Below are 17,813 nucleotides of genomic sequence, written 5' to 3'. Positions count from 1 at the left end.
GGATCACATTCTTACCTGGGCTTATCTCAGCCCCACTTCCACGTCGCGGATAATGAAGTTACCCGAATAAAGCGGATGGGGTTCACCCAAAGGCTCCAGGGCAAAGAAGCGCTTGTGCTCTTCACTGAGCCCTTCGAAGCCACCTATCACCTGATAGAGCCAGCTTTCCGGATCCCAGGACAGCTGTTGCTGCTGCAGATATTCCAGCGCCGAAGTGTTGCGGCCCGAGTCAATGACGGCGCAGAAGTACTCATCCACTGCCTCTTTGAGCGGGTTATCCGGCATATCAAAGTCTTCCTGAGGACTAACCGCAACCGGCACGTCGTGCTCCTGCAACCTCTTGGGCAGATGGTCACGACTGATAGCCTTGATACGGGCCACCATCTCCATCAATTGCAGTTCCTGACCGCTGTTGTTCACATCCACAGATGCCGGTGCCAGCAAGGCCTCGGCATGATTGAACAGCACAGGCACCTGCTTGTGCGCCACATGGTCGGCCACCTGATAGTCGGGGTGCAAATCTGTATACAGCAACCAGCCTTTGAGCAAACGGGTACGACCGCGGATCTGCCTGAAGCGTCCCAGCAATTCCAGTAGCCGCCCCTGCACCACGCTCAGCTCCTGGGTGCAATCGCTGAGGGTATCCTGCAGCATGGTCACCAGCAGGCGGCGCAGCTCACGGATATCCCCGGCAATTTCGCCAAGCTCGGTAAACTCAAACAGCTCCAGGCCGTTAAGCAGTTCCGATACCTGGCTCTGGGCCAGCTCGTTTTCACGGATCTTGGCGTTAATTGAACCCACATAACCGAACTCGTTATTGATCCGGCCCCAGAGCACACGAATGGAGTAACGCAGGCTCTCGGTGAAGCTGAATACGTGTTCGGTCAAGTCCGCCAGATAGGCCTCGGCGGCGCTGTAATCCACGCTGGCGCGCGCCTCACGGTAGTGATTGGCCAAGGTCTTGATGGTGGCCAGGGCCGAACCGACGTTGGCGTTGATCTGGCGGTTACGCTCATCCTTGAGGCCCTCTTCCAGCAGGGCCCTGACATTACGCGACAACCTGAGCGGTTCGTCCGGCTCGGGACGCCAAAGAATACCGTTATCGGTAAGCTTCTTCAGCAGCGCAGGTTCCTGCTGGGTCTCATCCAAGCTACCGGAAAGATAGGCGTCCATCACCAGTTCGGCGTTACGCCCAAGCAGCCTCAGCAGCTTGACCCCGGCCTGATGCAGGTTGCTGCTCATATCAGATCCCTCTGGGTGGCGGTTTCAGCCTGAGCCTCCAGACTAAGGCCCTCGGTTTCATCGATAAAACGGATCACTTCGTAGAGGTAATCCAGCTTGCCGGTGGCGATATAGATCTGTTTTTCCGGATTCGGCCGCACCAGATAACCCAGCTCCTGCAAGCGCTTGAAAACCAGTTTGATCTGGCCATCGACACTGCTTGAGCTGGAGCCGAACAAGCGATACTGGCTCAGCTTGGCCAGTTGCTCGCGAAACGCCGGCGTATCCTCAATGCGGCTCTGCAATTCGGTAAGCCGCACCGCCGCGCCTTCGGTCAGAGGCGCGTCCTGGCCGCTGGCTTCCTGCACCAACACCAACCATTCCACCATGGGGATCAACGCCTGGCAGATATCGCGAAACTGCGCCGAAATCACTTTACGCTCGTCCTCCCCCAACTGCAGATAACCACAGAAGAAGACTTCGCCCTCGGCGGCCTGGGCCACAGTGCGATTGATTTGGTTGAGATAGGCCTCGACTCTGTCACGGGTGGCCGGGCTCTCAAGTGAGCGCCAACCTTCCTCATCCGTGGTGCGGCAGATAAATTCACCCTTGAGCAGGCGCTCAATCAGGGCGCCGGAGCCGACGATAGTGCTTTGCAGTTCGCTCATTACACCGCCTCCCTGGCCAAGCGCTCAGAGAGCTTTTGCGCTATGGGATCGACCTTGGGTTTAACCACCTGCAGTCGCTTGGTCTGCTTATTGATGATGTAGCGGTTGGCAAACAAATTCAGTACCTCGGACTCAGGGTTGGGGAAAGCACCCAACACGCTGATATTGTTGTTTTCACAGGCATCGAAGATCTTCTTCACGTTAGCGTGGTGCAAGGTGCCCAGCTCATCAATCGGCCAGTGCACAGTGACATCCGCCTTGCCCCGCAGCAAGCGGGTAAAGGCCAGCAGGAACTTACAGAGGATCAGATAAGCCATACCATGACTGGATGACTCGTTGAGCTGACGGTCGGTGCGGATCACCAGATCCGAGTTGCCCTCCTTGAGGCGCAGCTCAATCTCCAGCAGCTTGGCGATACCGCCGGTCAGGGCCGAGCGGCCTATGATATCCAGGGCCCGGCGCATGCTGTTGGTATAGTGCTCATCCGGCAGGCCGGTGAAGCCTTCGGCCTTCCAGGCGCGGAACGCCTTGACGAACTGCTCCAGCTCCGGCCAGAACTCCAGTTCGCTGATCCGCGAGCGGATCCTGACCGCAGATTCGGAGACGCCTTCAAGGAACAGCTCCTCCCCGACTTCGCGGGTAATACGGGCACTTTGGGAGGCAATACGGCGGTCGATATCGGCCAAAACATCGTAGAAGGCAGTCAGGTCGACACCGAAGATCCGGCCCTGTTCACGCAGCGCGGTAATCGACTGCGGCACCATCACATTGAGCAGTTGGGCCAGATGCGGCACCAACTTGCGGTAATCCAGCAGGCGAATGCCCTTGTCATTGACTGAGCTGGACTCTTCACGGGCCTTTTCCCAGAACTCGGATAGGCTGGAGCCTGACTTGCTGGCAATCACCTGATCGAAATGATCCACATACTGCCTGACCGAACCCAGCAGATGCTCCCGTTTGAGCAACAGCTCCTCGCCCTGACGCAGACGTTCACCCAGGCTGCCCTGGGGCTCTTCATCGTTGCGCGGCAATTTCAGCTCGGCCAGCTTACGCAGCAAGGCGCGCAACTTGGTGAGGTTTTCCGAGGCCTCTACCTGAGCGGCATCGGACTGGCGCCTTTGTAGCTCCAGTTGCTGGCGGGCATGTTTGACTTCGTTGGCCTTGGTTTTCAATTGCTGATCCAGCTCGGAAGCGGCGCGCTTTACTTCGCCCAGGTCGGTCACCAGCTTGGGTTTACGCACCAGCCAGGTGTGCTGATACCAGTCGTCATAGCGCAGCACTTCACTGCGGCGCTGCTCGGCGGCGGCAATGGCACCTTCCAGCTCACGGATCTCCCGCTTGAGGGCGAGAATTTTGTCTTCATCCACCCCGCGGGACTTAAGCTCGTTCTTGTACCACTGCTCGCAGGCTTTTTGCTCCTCTTTGGCACGACTGCGACGCTGATTGATGCTCTCTTTGAGCTGCTCCAGATGCAGCTCCAGCGCGCCGACCACTTCCTGCCAGTAGGCGTTCTTTTCCATTCTGGCATCCAGTGCCTGCTCTTTGAGTTCCTCCAGCCATTCCAGGTGCTGGTTGCGCAGCTGTTTCATCTCCTGATCCAGCAGCGTCAGGCGTTTACCGGCCTGCGCCTTACGCTCAGCCAACGCCTTGTTGATCTGCTCCTGCACAGTGCGGCGTTCCTCGAACAGACGCCGCAAATCGTCACGCAAATTCTTGTATGCCGTGCGGGCAAAGGTCAGCTCGCGGCTGAGTTTATCCAGCGCTTCGTTGGCCTGCACCAGGCGCTCTTCCGCTTCTTCCTGCAGCCCATAGGCGTTTTGCAGCGCATCTTCGGCCTTGGCCAGCTTGGCCCTCAGCTCAGGCTCTGAACTGGCGTATTCGGGGATCTCCAGCGCCTTGAGATCCAATGAGATCCCAAAAAGGCTGTCGCTTTCGGCGCCAACATTGGGGTGCAAGTCAGTGCGGTGCAGCAAGTCGGGATGTACCACCTTACCCAGGTGCTGCTCCCAACCCGGCACTTCTTTTCGCAGGAACTCCAGTAAGGTATGGGACTGGGGGAACAGCATGTGTTTGAGATCGTCCAGATCGCCCTGGCGCTCCGTGACTCTGAGCGCGGCAATTCTGAGTGATTCGCTCGCCTGATCCCTGAGTGAGCGCTGCTTGCGCTCTTCGCTCATCAGCCGCTCCACCTTGGCGTTGGCAGCCTCCTGCTCGGCATCGGCACGGTCGATACGCTCGTCGAATACCGCCAGGCTGAGCTTCTCCTCCTCGGTATAAGTCACGCTGTCGACCTGCAGCTTGAGCTCGGCCGCATTGAGCTTGAGCTGGTACTCCTGCTCCTGGAATTTGGCCTTGCCGTTTTCCTGCTGCTCACGGAATTCGGCATCGAGGCGCGCCAAGTCTTCCCGGGCCACTTCACGCTGCTTGTCGCGGGCCTCGCGTTGCTTATCCAGCTCCTGCTGCAGCTTTTCCAGCTCCTTGTTGAGCTGTTCGCCAATCTTGCTGCGGCGGGCGTTATAGGCGGCTTCTATGTCCTGGTGCTTCTCTGTTTGCAGCTTGTGTCTTTCGCTGAGGTTCTCAAGGTCGCTGCGCCACAGCGGCAGCTGTTCCAGATTGGCCTTGGCCTGTTCGATATCGGCATCGAGAAACGCCGCATGCTGGTTTTCGATGGCGTCGAGTTCATATTCCAGCTTGGCGACATCGCCCTTGGCGGCAGACAGCTCCTGGTTAAGCTCGTCGCGCTGCTCTTTCCACTCATCATCCAATGCTTTGAGACGGAAGTTCAGCTCCCGCGACAGGGTCTGATTTTGCTCCTGACGCTGGGCCTCCAGCACTTCGTCATTGCGATAGCCCTTGGCCAGGCTGCCAAGACGCAGTTCGGCCGACAGCAGCTCGTTGAACTCCTGCTCCAGCTTGTCAAATTCGGGACGGATCTGCTCGAACCCGGCGATCAGCTGGCTCTCGCGGATCCAGGCCTCGACTCGTTGTGGATTGAGCCTTGATGCCGGCGGGTTAACGCCATCCTCTTCCAAAATGGCGGCGATCATCGACTTGACCGTTTCCATTTTGCCTTCTTTGGAATGCACCGCCTTGGCCAGTTTTTCGATATGGCGCAGTGAATGATCGGCCTCGCACAGAGAGAACAAACGGGCATAGCTGCGCAGCTCAGTGCGGCTGGTGCCTGTGTTGAGCAAGGTACGGTCATTCTGGATGATGGCGCGAAACTCTCGGGTATTCAAAAGCTTGGTATGGTTCACTCCAGCGCGTTTCATCTCGCGGCCCAGTTCGGCCATGGTATGGCACAAAATAGTGTCGCCGTTTTGGGACTTGATATAGTCTTCCAGTTCAAATCCCTTGGCGATAAAGCGATAGTTGACCCCTTTGCCGTCGCCGGCCGAGGCCAGCACCGCCTGATACAGCAAGCCATCACTCTTTTGGTATTCGTAAATGATATAGCTGGATTCTCTGGGCAGATACCAGCGCTCGAAGCTGTCACGGGTCGAAGGCACGACCCGGCTGGGGTATTCACCATAAAACACAGGCACCAGACGCTGCAGCGTGGTCTTACCCGAGGCGTTGGTACCACAGATATTGGTATGGCCATCGAGCTTCAGTTCCACCACGCCCGGCAGATGGGTGTCGATCAGCACTATTCGAATCAAGCTTGGCATATAAATCCTTATGCAGACAGCAAGCCCCAAGCGGCCAGAGGCCCCGGCACTCGCGGCAACAGACGGGCAAACCGCCTCAATACAGCAAAACCCTTAAATTAATGGAAAGACCCACCCTTGGCAATTGAAGGGCCGGTAAAGAAAGCGGGATCCGCTGCGGGTTTTAAAGAATATTATTCAGGTTTGAACAGGCCAATCACTTCACCGGTCGCCTTGTCACTGACCTTGTCATCGGTCTGCTGCTCGCGGTAATCACACTCGACACACTCGACCGTTTCTATACCATTCTCCTTGAACAGCACTATGCTGTCCTGAGCCTGACATTTGGGACATTTGGCACCGGCCACAAAGCGTTTCTTGATCCTGTTCATCTTCTGAGTCTGGTTGATAAGCAATGGCATTATTTTGCCATATCTGTGGCTGCCATGGCGCATTTTAAACAGCGTTAGGATAATGTTTGTGCCATTAATGAATAAACCATATAAAAACATATGGTTATAACTAAGATGGATATGTAGCAGATTATTTGGAACTGATCCCAGATAAAGAATGGTATCGTGCAATTCCAATACCATTCCATCAGGAAGTTCGCTTAGCCCAATAATCCGGCATCACTGAGTGGCAAGTCAAACTTGGGGGTGGGGTGGTATCAGGCTAATCTGGCCAGGGTCTCCTGCACCTTGCGCAGCCAATTGCAGTTATCACACTGACATTTGCGCCGTGACAAATGATGCGGGCTCAGGCTGGAATCGACAAAGTCGACCGCTATCAATAACTGCTGCCTCAACTCTTCGAGTGATTTCTGCTCCAGATCCACCAGCTCATCATTCTGGTTCATCCAGATACATTCCATGCCCTGATGACAAAAATTACAGCGCTCATCCACTGGATTATAGAAACCCGCATGGGGACAATGACGCAATTCCATCGACTGTATCACCCTGGGACGGGCATACTCGAACAATGCGATCAGCTCCTGCTTATCTGGCACTGACATAAGGCCTCCAAATCTCTTCTGCCACTGCGGCTTGTTGCAAACAGGTTACTCTGGGGAGGGCGCAATGAAATTGATATAGGTCAAAGTGCCGTCCAAAAGGATACGCTAGGAAGCCTTGTTCTGAGCTGGATCCCAGAGTCACAACTTGCCGCGGTTATCCCTTGCTGTTTTAATGAGCTTCTGCTTGTTGTTATTTTGTATCCTTGCCTCTGCCAATGGAGAAATCGCTTGCAAACACCTGAGCTGCAGCACTTTTATATTTCTGAAGAGCAATCTGTCTATCTGCTCAAGGCCGATGACGCTCGCAAGCACAGAGCCTGGATCCGCCTCTGCCGCCAGCAACTAATCAAGTTGGGCTATGATGACCCGCAACTGATAGGCAAAGGCGCCTATGGTTTTGTGTTCGCCGGACGAAACCGCCATGGCCAGGAACATGTGTTCAAGTTCTCCCGCATCACCCTGCCCCAACAGGTACAGGACAGACTGGAAGAAGAAGCCTTCATGCTGTCTCAGGTCAATCATCCCAATGTGCCACCACTGATAAAGTTCGACAGAGTTGGACGCCAGGGGATCCTGGTGATGGCCAGAGCTCAGGGCCAGGATCTGGATCAGCGCTGTCGTCGGCATGGAGCCTTACCTGTGGCGGAAATCATGAGCATTGCCAGGCAGTTGGCAGATCTGCTGCAATATCTGCGCAGCGGCAGACCCTTGGTTCATGGGGATATCAAACCTTCCAACCTGGTTTATGACCCAGAAGAAGACAAGTTGTCTTTGATTGACTGGGGCTCGGCGGTATTTGCCCAGCGCGATGCCGATAACCGCCCGGTCGGCGGCAATGTGATGGAGCTAATGTCGAGCGATCAACAGCATACCAACGCCCGCATGGGCGATGTTTATTTTATCGGCGATGAGCAACTCTCGGGGGCGCTTTCCAGCCCCAGATTTGATGAACAAGGGGTTGCCGCCACCCTCTATGCTCTGGCGTCCGGCCAGGCCAGCCGCTTCGGTTCCCAAGTGATCCCGCCCACCAGCATAGGTCTGCCGCTAGAACTGGCCAGGATCCTCGAAGGCATGTTGGGCTCAGATCCACTCACCCGTCTCAAGGCCGGCGACTACTTCCTGCGCAGCATGAGATACAGCCAGCATCTTTTACTGCCACCGTTGCCACAGGAGCTGAATGCCGAGATCCCCGTCTGGGTACAGAAACGGGCCCGGGACGTGGAAACAGTCAGCTACAGTTCGCGGAAATCGTTTCTGCGCAGCCATCATCCGGACGCCGATGCCGAGGCTATTCGCGCCGAAGATATTCAACTGGAGAAGTACTACCGCAACTTTCTCGCCGGCATGGGAGACACAGAGAAGGGCTTTATCGCCGCCGTTGGCCGCCTGGGTCAGTATCCGATTGTGGGCGGTTTGGCGATTCATTGGCAGGAGACAGGCGTCTATATCGACTCCAACCTGGCCCTTTATGATGAAGAACTCAGGCCGGCATTAATTCAAGCGGTCAACAACATGGTGACTCTGGCCCGGGGAATTCATCGCATAGGTATCTTCAAGGCCTGTTTCTTCAACGCCAAAGATACCCTGCACCTGGAACGCAGCGGCCCTGCAGAGCCGTTCAAGGCCAAGGCAGATCAGCTGCTGCCCTTTGAGGTGGGCGATGTGCCGACACTCGAAGATCAATCCCGGCTGCACTCCTACTTTGAAGATGGCCGGGATCCGGATGAAAACCTGGAGCTGCCTGCGGAAATCATGACTGAACTTGGCTGGCTCAACCAGATACACCACACAGGCTGTATCATCTTCGAAGCCCTGCCAACCCATATGAAGATCCACAGTTACCTTAGACTACTCAACCCGAGAAAACAGGCGCAGTTTCGCGCCTGTCTGGACAGGATCCTCAGTCATGTGGACAAGATCCAAGGTCAAGGGGTCTCGGGGTTTATGAAGCTGCCCTATAAAAATACCCGCAGGTTCGAACACCTGCAGCGCAAGCCGGAGCGCTTCTATCCGAGAAATCCCAAAACCAGCGCTTAGTTGGCGTAAGTTGTCGTCACACTCAAGCGGCGATCATTCTGAAGATACTCTCGAGCCACGGCTTCCAGGGCTTCACCATCCAGTTGCCCCAGTATTTGCTGTCGTTGTTGAAATCCCAGCCAACGGCCCGGCCGAGTCTGGGCCGTTGCCGCCAGATCCAACCAAAAGTCGTTGCTGGCAGGAGCACTTTGCAACCATTGCAGCAAGGGCTGACGCGCCCGCTCCAGCAGTTCAGCATCTATGCCACCCTTGGCCATGACTCTGGCTACAACCGCGGCAAAGCCCTGTTCGGCCGCCTTCAGCTTGGCGGCATCTGTGACAGTAAACAGCCCCAGATAACCGTAACCTGTTGGATGCCAATCGACATAATTAAAGGTATAGGGCGAATATCCGGCGCCGGCTTTTTCCCTGACTTCTTCATTCAACAAAATGTCCATCACCTGTTCGAGTAATATCAGCTCACTGTGACGCCGAACATCCTGCATATCGGTGGTCGGCCACAGCCAGGCCAATGCCGCCGAATTCTCGGCTCCCCGATGGAAAATTTGGCTCTGTGCCGGCACCTTGGGGAATACCAGCCGCTCGAAAGCCGATGCCTTGGCCGGATGCCGCTCGATGGCAGCGAATGTCTCGGCGACCGCTTTTATCCCCTGAGCCTCATCGAAATCTCCCACCAGCGCGATTTCCAGCATTCCCTTATCCAGCGCCGATGCCAATACCTTGGCTATTTCTGCAAAGTCCCGCTGCAACACCTGCTCTTCCCGGCCGTAACCATATCGGGGATCGCCGGGGTGCAGGAGTCCACTCAGACCATCCCAGAAAGCGCTATTAGGATTGGCGTTGCGGCTTTGACTTTCTGCCTTAACTTGCTGCCGAAAGAGGTTGATGGCTTCCTGGCGCCAGCCCGGGGCGGTTAAAAAGGCGGCCTGTAACCCCAGCTGAGTTCTGAGTTCATCGGCATTGGTATTGGTCACGCCGCCAAAGCCTTCAGTACTGACGCCAATATTTGCCGAGATATTCTGCCCGGCAAAGATATCCCCCAGCTGTTGCCAGGAGTGCTGCTCCAGCCCACCGTAAATAAAAGCATTATTGAACAGAGTGCCCAAACCTTCTTGGCGCGGAAATGGCAAATCACCGAATCCCAATGACAAGCTGATAGCCACATTGTTCTGTTCAAATTCGGTGGATTTAAGGTTAAGCAGAGTGCCATTGGCAAAACGTAACTGGCGTATTCCGGTATCGGGATCCCGTTTATCGGCCACTATCTTCCCGGGTTCACCAAAGCTTTGATAAGCAAACTCGCTGGCTTGTTTAGCCTTATAGGGAGTAACCGGCTGCAGCTTACTCTGCTCATATGCCGCCAAGAGTTGTGTTTCTACCGCGGTTGGCGCCTTGGCAGCGGAAAGATAGATACCGGGTTGTCCCTGCCAGAGTTCGGCCAGTGTCTGTTGGATAAGCGCCGGGGTAATTTGCGGCGCCAAGGCCTCAAAAATAGCCAGCTCATCTGCTGGTTCTATCAGTATCATGGCCTCGGCATCCATTGATACCAAAGCCTCGGCCATATTCAGGCTGTGAATGGTGTTACTGCCGGCCAGACTGCGCTGGTAGTGCTTATGTTGGCTCTTCAGCGCCTGCTGCAGCTCTTCACTGCTGAAGCCATATTGCAGGGTCTGACGTATGGTCTGCTCCAACAGAGCCACAGCTTGCGGCCAGTTGTCTTCCTGGGTCTCCAGAGCCAATTCCACCCTTACCGCTGTGCCAAACTCTTCACCTAACTCAACAGAAGCATGGCTCATACCTTCCTCGGCAAACAGGTGTGGCAGCAACCTCTGATAAAGCATACTCCCCAGCAGCGACTCAAGCATCTGCTGTTGACGCTTTTCAATACTGTCAGGCTTTGGTGTTCTGGGAGTCAACACCCCAAGAGAGACTTGAGTCGGCAAACTGGGGTCGAAGAAAGTGTCTGCCTGAGGCTGCTTTCTGACTACAGGCGGAGAAAGCTTCACCTGTGCCGGGGCAACCGCCTGAGGGTGCGGCTTCCAATCGGCGAACAACTGCTTGATTTGGGCTTCAGTACGGACAATGTCCAGGTCACCGACCAAGATCAATGTTGTCCGCTCCGGGGTATAGAAACGTTGGTACAAAGATCGCAGCTTGGCGACATCTGCCGCCTTGATGATATCTGCTTCGCCAATAGGGAAACGCTTTGATAGTAGGTTGGAGGGATACCAGAAACGCAGTTGGTTACGATAATTTTCAAGCTCAGCCGACTGACGTTCTTTAAGCTCGGCCAGCACCACGGCTTTTTCCTGTTCAAGCGCCTTGGGATCCAGAGTGAGCCTGTCGGCAATTTCCCGCATCAACATCAGCCCGGTATCCAGCTTTAGCTCATTCCCTTGAGTGATGTTGAACTTATAGACTGTCTGGGTAAATTCAGTCACGGCATTGGTATCGGCCCCAAAACTCAAACCAAGACGCTGCAACCTTGGGATCATATCCCCTTCCGGGATAGCGACGGAGCCTTTAAATGCCATATGCTCCAGCAGGTGCATTAGCCCCTGCTCATTTTCCGCCTCATTCAGTGAGCCGGAAGCGATCCGCATCCGCATCACTATGGCATTCGCCGGAGTCTTGTTATCCACCAATTGATATTTAAGACCGTTATCCAGTTGGCCCTGGTGTACGCGGGGGCTAAGGCTTAGCCCATCGGCCTTGGCAATGAAACAGAGCAGCAGCAATAAGCTGCCAAGCCAGACTCTGAGAAACAGAATTTTTGGCATAACCAATTCCCTAAAAAAAACAGAGGCTCGGTGCAAAATGGGCCCGAACCTCTGGAACATGAAAGATGCCAATATAAGGTAATAAAATAATTATGTCACATAATCAATACCTTACGACGTACTAAATCGGCGAGCCCGGTGGCATTTCCGCAGGTTTATTGATCGCTCTAACCCCGGCTTGTTTCAGTGCCTGCTCAAGCACAGCTTGCAGTTGTCCATAGTGAGCCGCCTTGTAACCTGAACTTCTTTTTTCCTTTCTGGGCAACTGCTTAAGCAGATAATCCAGCTTCATTCTCAATATGGCTTTAACTTCCGGACTACTGGCGTCACTCTCGAAACTCTGCAACATGCCATCCAAAACCACAGCATTGACCCGCATCGCAATACTGGTCTGATCTCCCGAAGGCAGAGATTTCAGCAGTGTCTTAGCCAGCAATCTATCCAGCAAATCCTCTACCGACAGCTGCTCTGTGTCCCTGGTAAAGGCCTGATCCACTCGGTTGAGCCGCTCAGGGTTCAACAGCGTCGACACTGTATGGCGACTGAGCACTTCTGCCATGCTCAGCTGATCCACGGCAACCCCCAGAGATGAGGCAAAACTCTCGCGGCTGCGGTAATAGTTACCGGCCTTGGGCACCAGTTGCTCCAGAAGCTCAGTTGGCAGATACAGTTCTCTGGGATCCAGAGTCGCCAGCACGGTATCGAGTGCCCGCTTCTGCAATTCCGGCGCAATAAAATGCCAGTTACCGCTATTGGCATCTGCCAGGTAATTGTAGTCAATGCCGCCGACAAACTTGGCCGCGGCGCTGATCTGGTAACGATTCAACAGATAGATGGGCACAAGGGCATCACTGAGTTCGCCCAAGGGTTGCTCCGGCAACAGCGCCTTGGCGGAGAATGTCTCAAGCGCCTGGCGCCTGACCAGCTGCATTCTGGCCAACTCCTTGACCGGATCCTCGCCTCTGTCCCAAAGACTGGCATAAGCATGGGCGGCTGAAGCCGCTCGCGAGTCACCCTCGCCTATGTATCTCAGCCCCTGTTGCTGCACCTCTTTGAGCAGCGATTTGAGCGCGGCCTGGGTTTGGGCCTCATCACCAAAGTCACCATAACCGTACTTGATGGCAAACTTATCCCAGGCGCCCAACCCTTCGGCGTAAGGCTGGCTGATGTCCACCCGTTTGCCGTCGAGGCGTACATAGGGATGGGGGTAATCCATCACAGAGGCGTTGTTATTGGTGGAGGCGGCAAAGTTATGATCCAGCCCCAGGGTGTGACCGATTTCATGAGCCGATAACTGGCGAATACGCGCCAGAGATAAGGCCATGGCGGCTGCATCGGCCGCTTGTCTGTCTTCCCACCCGGCAGTGAGACCACGGGCAATCAGGTGATCCTGACGCACCCGCAGACTCCCCAGAGTGACCTGGCCCTTGATGATTTCACCGCTGCGGGGATCTGTCACCGCCGCACCGTAGGACCAGCCACGACTGGCCCTGTGTACCCACTGGATCACGTTGTAGCGCACATCCTGAGGGTCGGCACCTTCCGGCAATAGCTCCAACTTGAAACCATTTATAAACCCCGCCTCATTAAAAGCCTGCTCCCACCAGCGACCGCCTTCGAGCAAGGCACCACGAATCGGCTCTGGTACACCGGGATCCAGATAATAGGTAATGGGTTCAACCACTTCGCTTGGCTCGGGGCCGGGATTGACCTTCTGCAGCCGGTGGCGCAGCAAGAAGCGCTGGTTGATATCCTGATCTATGGCGGTGGCATAATCCTTGTACTCATCAGACAGATAACCACTCATGGGATGATAACGGCGCGCCTGATAACCCGGCTCAGGTAAGGCGATAAAGGAGTAGCGTAGTCTCAGAGACAGTGCCTGACCATCCGGAGTCACCTCGGCGACTCTGGCGCCGGCCTTATCACTGGCAAAGGTCAGCTGCACATCCACATCCGAATTACGCTCGAACGACTTGACCGAGGTTGGCAACACCACTGAGCGGCTGGTGTCCAGACGATAATGCCCTTGGCCCCTGGCCGCCAACTGTTGGCTGATGCCGTGTAGGTCCTGCAACATCAAGTCATTGACCGGCACCAGCAGACGTTTTCCCGGCAGGAGTTTGCCGCGCCAGAGCACAGATTCGGCAAAAGCTTCATGCACGGCTCTTTGCTCGGCTTGGTCATCGGTATCGGCACGAAAACGGGTGTTGAGCTGTTTGAGCAGAATATAGGGCCCCTGGCGTTCAAATTGCACCATGCGGGTATATCCCAGTTGCCCCCGGTCGAGCCCTATGTCGTTAGAGCCAACGCCGTGGGGCAAGCTGGAGAGCAGCAACATAGGCTGGTTGAGTCTGCTCGGTTCCAGATACAGCTGCCCGGCCTTGGCATCATAAAAGAGATTGATAAAACCTTCGGCCTGAGTGCTTTCGCTGATGACGTCGGCGGCCTCCCTCTCCTGTGCCGCCTGCGCCAATCCGGGTACCGCGATCAGCGCCAACAACAAGGTCCAACTTTGAGGTTTCATCCCATCTCCTGATTGTTATCTGTAAGTTGCCATTCAAGTTAAGGGATCGGCCGGTTTATCTCAAGTCCTGCCCACCCATTCACTCAAGGTATCAAAGAGTTCATTGAGCATAATGGGCTTGGTGATATGAGCGTTCATTCCCGCCGCCAGACTCTTCTCACGATCGCCAGACATGGCATGGGCCGTCATGGCGATAATCGGCAGCGTCTCCCTGTCGTATTTTTTGCGCAATTCCCGGGTCGCCGTCAGACCATCCATCACAGGCATCTGAATATCCATCAATACCGCGTCATATTGACGCTGCTCCACCATCTCAAGGGCAATCTGGCCATTGTCGGCCAAATCTACCTCATAGCCGGCGCTGCGCAGCAGTTCGGAGGCTACCTGCTGGTTAATCAGATTATCTTCCACCAGCAGCACCAAGCCTTTGTGACCACCACTCTGATTGTCAGTAATTTCAGCCACAGTCGCCGGGTGAGGTTTCTCGGCAAAGGCTGAGATTATCTCATCAAACAGAGTCGAGGCCTTGAAGGGTTTTTGCAACAGCGCAAACACATTGGCATCTTCCACTTCCTGGGCCAATGGACCGGCGGCATAGGCCGTCATCATAATCACCACGGGGCGCTTGCTTATTCTGCCATCGGCCACCATTTCATCCAGGGTACGGATCACCTCGCGGCCATCCATTTCCGGCATCATCCAGTCGATAAGCAGCAGGTCGGTTTCCTGTTTTTCCAGCTTATAAAGGGCTTCGGCACCGCTGGCAGCCGTGTCCACCTCGAAGTGGAAGTCGCGCATCAGGGTCGAATATATCTGTAGCGCCGTGGGGTTATCGTCCACCACCAGCGCCCGCAGGCTGTTGAGCTGTTCCGGCATCACCAAAGGTTCAATCTTGGCCTCTTCGGCGATCTCAAAGCTAATGGTAAAGCTGAATACACTGCCGACACCCGGCTCACTCTGCACCTGCATCTTGCCGCCCATCATGGACACCAGATGCTTACTGATGGACAAGCCAAGGCCTGTGCCGCCATATTTACGGGTGGTGGAGCCATCTGCCTGGGCAAAGGCATCAAACAGTATCTCCTGCTGCTCCTTGCTGATCCCTATGCCAGTGTCCCGAACCCAGAATTTGAGGGTGATGCGATGATCGCGTTCGCCGACATCTTCACAACCGAGTTCAATCTCCCCTTCGGAGGTAAACTTAACCGCATTGGACAGCAGATTCACCAGCACCTGACCAAGACGCAAAGGATCGCCCTTGAGCATAAGCCCGGCGGTCACAGGGGCATACAGCAACAGCTCGACTCCTTTCTCCTGCGCCTTGAGCGAGTTGATATCCAGGGCGTGCTCCAACACCTTATCCAACGGGAAGGAGACCCGCTCCAGCTCCAGCTTTCCGGCTTCAATCTTTGAGAAGTCGAGAATGTCATTGATGATCCGCAGCAATGATTGGGCCGAGAAACCAGCCTTCTCCAGATAATCTTTCTGCTGCGCCGTCAGGTTGGTGCGCTGCGCCAGTTGCAGCATACCTATGATGGCATTCATCGGCGTGCGGATCTCATGGCTCATATTGGCCAGGAATTCACTCTTGTATAGATTGGCCAGTTCCGCATCTTTCTTGGCCTCCAGCAAGGCCACTTCGTTGCTCTTGCTGCGGGTAATGTCCTTGTGGGTACCCAGCATACGCCTGGGCTCATTGTTGGTGGTAAATTCCACCACCCGACCACGGGACAGCACCCAGTGATACTGACCACTCTTGCCGCGCATTCGGAACTCTATCTCATAGGCGCCTATGGGATCGGCTAGATACTGCTCGCGATACTCTTCAACCCGGATCCTGTCGTCCGGATGGATCAGCTCGTCTATGGTCGACAGCAACGCCGGAAACTCATTGGTCTTGTAGCCCAGCATGGTGTAGTAGGCAGGATTGCAGATGATCTGCTCCGAATCCAGATACCAGTCCCACAGGCCATCTTCCACCGCGTCCATCGCCAGGTGATAACGTTCTTCCGACAATCGCAACTGCTCGGCTGCTTCATATTCGCGGGTCACATCACGCCAAACTGCAATCAAGCCCAGCATCTCACCGCGGCGGTTATAAAACGGCAGCTTGAGGGTATCGAGCAGTACAGGCTTGCCCGCCAGTTCAACCTTTTCCTGATAGCGCAGTGGCGCCCTGTCCTTGAGCACCTGTTCATCCTCGGCGCGAATTCTGGCGGCCTGCTCCGGGGTGGTCAAAGTGTCTGAATTCAGGCCGATCATCTCGGCCTCGGTATAGCCAAGTACCCGCTCGGCCGACTTGTTGCAGCCGAGGTACTTACCTTCTTTATCTTTGAAGACAATGGCTTCAGGAATGGAGTCCAGCAAAGAGCGCAGCAGGGCGTATTCCCGCTCCCGCTTTTCTGTGGTTTCCTTCAGCCGTTCGGTGCGCCGGGCCACCAGTTTATCCAGACGCTTGTTCTGCTCTGCCAGGTGACGGGTATATTGCTGGTTTTCTTCAAAAATGCGGCTGACCAACTGGAACCAGGGCTCCCAGCCCTGGGTAATCTTCGCCGGCGGCCGGATCGGCTCACGGGAACAGTCTTCCAGGTGTGACAGTAGGCGCGAGGCCGGACTGACGAAAGAGCGGCGAGTCTGCCAGTGCACTATGGTCACCAGTACGGACAGCGCCAGTACCACCAAAATAAAGCTCAGCTGCAGCTTCTCAAACGAGTCCAGAAACAGATCATCGACATCCTGCAGATAAAGCAGGCGCCAGGGGGCGTTGTGCAGCGCCACCGAGTGAATGTAATAGCCATTGCGGATCATCCCTTCATGGGCATCGAACAGTTCAGACTCAGGCAGAGAATGCAGCTCGGATGGGATCCGTTGACTGATGTGGTAGACCCGGTTAATGCTGGAGGTATCAAAATCGCTGTGGGAGAGAATATTATTGCCCTGATCCAGCAAAATCACAGTGCCCGGCATCTTGAAATAGAGACGTATCTGTTTGGCGAGCGATGCCAGTGTCATGTCCAGATTGATAGAACCGATAAACTCATCTTCGAGATAGATGGGCACCCCAAGGGTAGTCAACAGACCATTGCCGGCCGAGTCCACATAGGCCTCACTCCAGAACACACTGCGCTGGGGGTTCATCGCCGGTGTCGCCAGTTGAAACTGTTTCTTATTCAGCAGTTCATCGCGAAAACGCTGCTCATCCGAAGGCCAGGGGTAGTAAGACATCATCCGCCGCTTGGACAGATAATAGATGGCCGAAGCCTTGGGCGCGGCCTCCTTGGCGACCGGGAACGACAACGACAGCTCAAACAGCATCTCCAGTTCCTGATAGAACTTGTCGCTACGGCCATCGAGACTACCCGAGCCGGTTATCCGCCCCATGTTGGTGAAGGGTTCGCCACTCCTGGCGTAATTGGGCTCCAGGGTAAAAAACTGACCACTTTCGTTAAATTTTTCGTACTGGGGCAGCCTGTCCTTGCGTACCTGTTCGGCCAGGCGCAAGTGGTCCACTGCCACATTACGCAGGCTCTTGACCGCACGGATACTGGATTCCAGCAACAGGTCAATCTGCATCACATGGCGGTCGACCTGTTCTTCCCTGAGCTCCATCTGTTGGGTCTTCTGGCGCTCAAAAAACACCCAAGCCGTGAGCAACGCCAGTACAATCACCCCCATATAGGTGTAAAACACTGCACGGTTGTAATTTTTCTGGATCGGAGATTTCAGCTGCAGATCCGGCTCACTCAATTTCATCCATTACCCTTGCATCACGGCCCATCCCCAAGCGGTGGGGAAGAAAGATATCATATACTTAATTTGGCTGCATATGCAGTACCCCGCACAAAGCAAAGGCCCCGATATGGGTAATGCCGTTCACTTAGTGTGAACGGCATTTTTCTTAGGCTTAATGGG

At 55.0% G+C, this 17,813-nt stretch carries 9 protein-coding genes; 1 reads left to right on the top strand and 8 read right to left on the bottom strand.

Annotated features, from left to right (window positions below; genetic code table 11):
- Window positions 1–21 precede the first annotated feature (21 nt).
- From RC73_RS12470 to RC73_RS12450, 5 genes are all read right to left on the bottom strand, one after another.
- The gene (locus tag RC73_RS12470; protein WP_039034949.1) at window positions 22–1,242 is read right to left on the bottom strand and encodes a hypothetical protein; all 1,221 of its coding nucleotides are present in this window, start codon (window positions 1,240–1,242) and stop codon (window positions 22–24) included.
- Window positions 1,239–1,889, bottom strand: a complete 651-nt coding sequence (locus RC73_RS12465) for a hypothetical protein (protein WP_039034948.1) — start codon at window positions 1,887–1,889, stop codon at window positions 1,239–1,241. Before RC73_RS12465 ends, RC73_RS12470 begins: the two co-directional genes overlap by 4 nt.
- Window positions 1,889–5,560, bottom strand: coding sequence for an ATP-binding protein (locus tag RC73_RS12460; RefSeq protein ID WP_039034947.1), 3,672 nt, complete (start codon window positions 5,558–5,560; stop codon window positions 1,889–1,891). The genes RC73_RS12465 and RC73_RS12460 overlap by 1 nt, the downstream gene beginning before the upstream one ends.
- Window positions 5,561–5,733: 173 nt before the next feature.
- On the bottom strand, window positions 5,734–5,931 hold the full coding sequence (locus tag RC73_RS12455; RefSeq protein ID WP_039034984.1) for a YheV family putative zinc ribbon protein: 198 nt from the start codon (window positions 5,929–5,931) through the stop codon (window positions 5,734–5,736).
- 278 nt (window positions 5,932–6,209) lie between these two features.
- A complete protein-coding gene (locus RC73_RS12450) occupies window positions 6,210–6,557 on the bottom strand; it encodes a hypothetical protein (RefSeq protein ID WP_039034946.1) in 348 nt (115 codons plus the stop codon).
- A 228-nt stretch (window positions 6,558–6,785) separates the two neighbouring features.
- Here RC73_RS12450 and RC73_RS12445 point away from each other — a divergent pair, with 228 nt between their 5' ends.
- Window positions 6,786–8,594 carry a protein kinase domain-containing protein gene (locus RC73_RS12445; protein ID WP_039034945.1) on the top strand — a complete coding sequence of 603 codons (1,809 nt, stop codon included), beginning with the start codon at window positions 6,786–6,788 and terminating at the stop codon, window positions 8,592–8,594.
- Here the strand turns inward: RC73_RS12445 and RC73_RS12440 are convergent.
- From RC73_RS12440 to RC73_RS12430, 3 genes are all read right to left on the bottom strand, one after another.
- On the bottom strand, window positions 8,591–11,374 hold the full coding sequence (locus tag RC73_RS12440; RefSeq protein ID WP_039034944.1) for a M16 family metallopeptidase: 2,784 nt from the start codon (window positions 11,372–11,374) through the stop codon (window positions 8,591–8,593). The two genes, RC73_RS12445 and RC73_RS12440, sit on opposite strands and share 4 nt — an antisense overlap.
- A gap of 121 nt (window positions 11,375–11,495) precedes the next feature.
- On the bottom strand, window positions 11,496–13,901 hold the full coding sequence (locus RC73_RS12435) for a zinc-dependent metalloprotease (RefSeq protein WP_039034943.1): 2,406 nt from the start codon (window positions 13,899–13,901) through the stop codon (window positions 11,496–11,498).
- A 60-nt stretch (window positions 13,902–13,961) separates the two neighbouring features.
- Window positions 13,962–17,654, bottom strand: a complete 3,693-nt coding sequence (locus tag RC73_RS12430; RefSeq protein WP_039034942.1) for a response regulator — start codon at window positions 17,652–17,654, stop codon at window positions 13,962–13,964.
- Window positions 17,655–17,813: the final 159 nt, after the last annotated feature.

Origin of the sequence: Shewanella sp. ECSMB14102, assembly GCF_000813075.1 — a bacterium.
Lineage (GTDB): Bacteria > Pseudomonadota > Gammaproteobacteria > Enterobacterales > Shewanellaceae > Shewanella > Shewanella indica.
This window is presented reverse-complemented; position numbering and strand designations above follow the sequence as displayed.

What these genes read in the sequence shown, in the direction of transcription:
- RC73_RS12430 (WP_039034942.1), bottom strand. Translation starts at nt 17,654, where the DNA reads ATGAAATTGAGTGAGCCGGATCTGCAGCTGAAATCTCCGATCCAGAAA.
- RC73_RS12435 (WP_039034943.1), bottom strand. Translation starts at nt 13,901, where the DNA reads ATGAAACCTCAAAGTTGGACCTTGTTGTTGGCGCTGATCGCGGTACCC.
- RC73_RS12450 (WP_039034946.1), bottom strand. Translation starts at nt 6,557, where the DNA reads ATGTCAGTGCCAGATAAGCAGGAGCTGATCGCATTGTTCGAGTATGCC.
- RC73_RS12460 (WP_039034947.1), bottom strand. Translation starts at nt 5,560, where the DNA reads ATGCCAAGCTTGATTCGAATAGTGCTGATCGACACCCATCTGCCGGGC.
- RC73_RS12470 (WP_039034949.1), bottom strand. Translation starts at nt 1,242, where the DNA reads ATGAGCAGCAACCTGCATCAGGCCGGGGTCAAGCTGCTGAGGCTGCTT.
- RC73_RS12440 (WP_039034944.1), bottom strand. Translation starts at nt 11,374, where the DNA reads ATGCCAAAAATTCTGTTTCTCAGAGTCTGGCTTGGCAGCTTATTGCTG.
- RC73_RS12455 (WP_039034984.1), bottom strand. Translation starts at nt 5,931, where the DNA reads ATGAACAGGATCAAGAAACGCTTTGTGGCCGGTGCCAAATGTCCCAAA.
- RC73_RS12465 (WP_039034948.1), bottom strand. Translation starts at nt 1,889, where the DNA reads ATGAGCGAACTGCAAAGCACTATCGTCGGCTCCGGCGCCCTGATTGAG.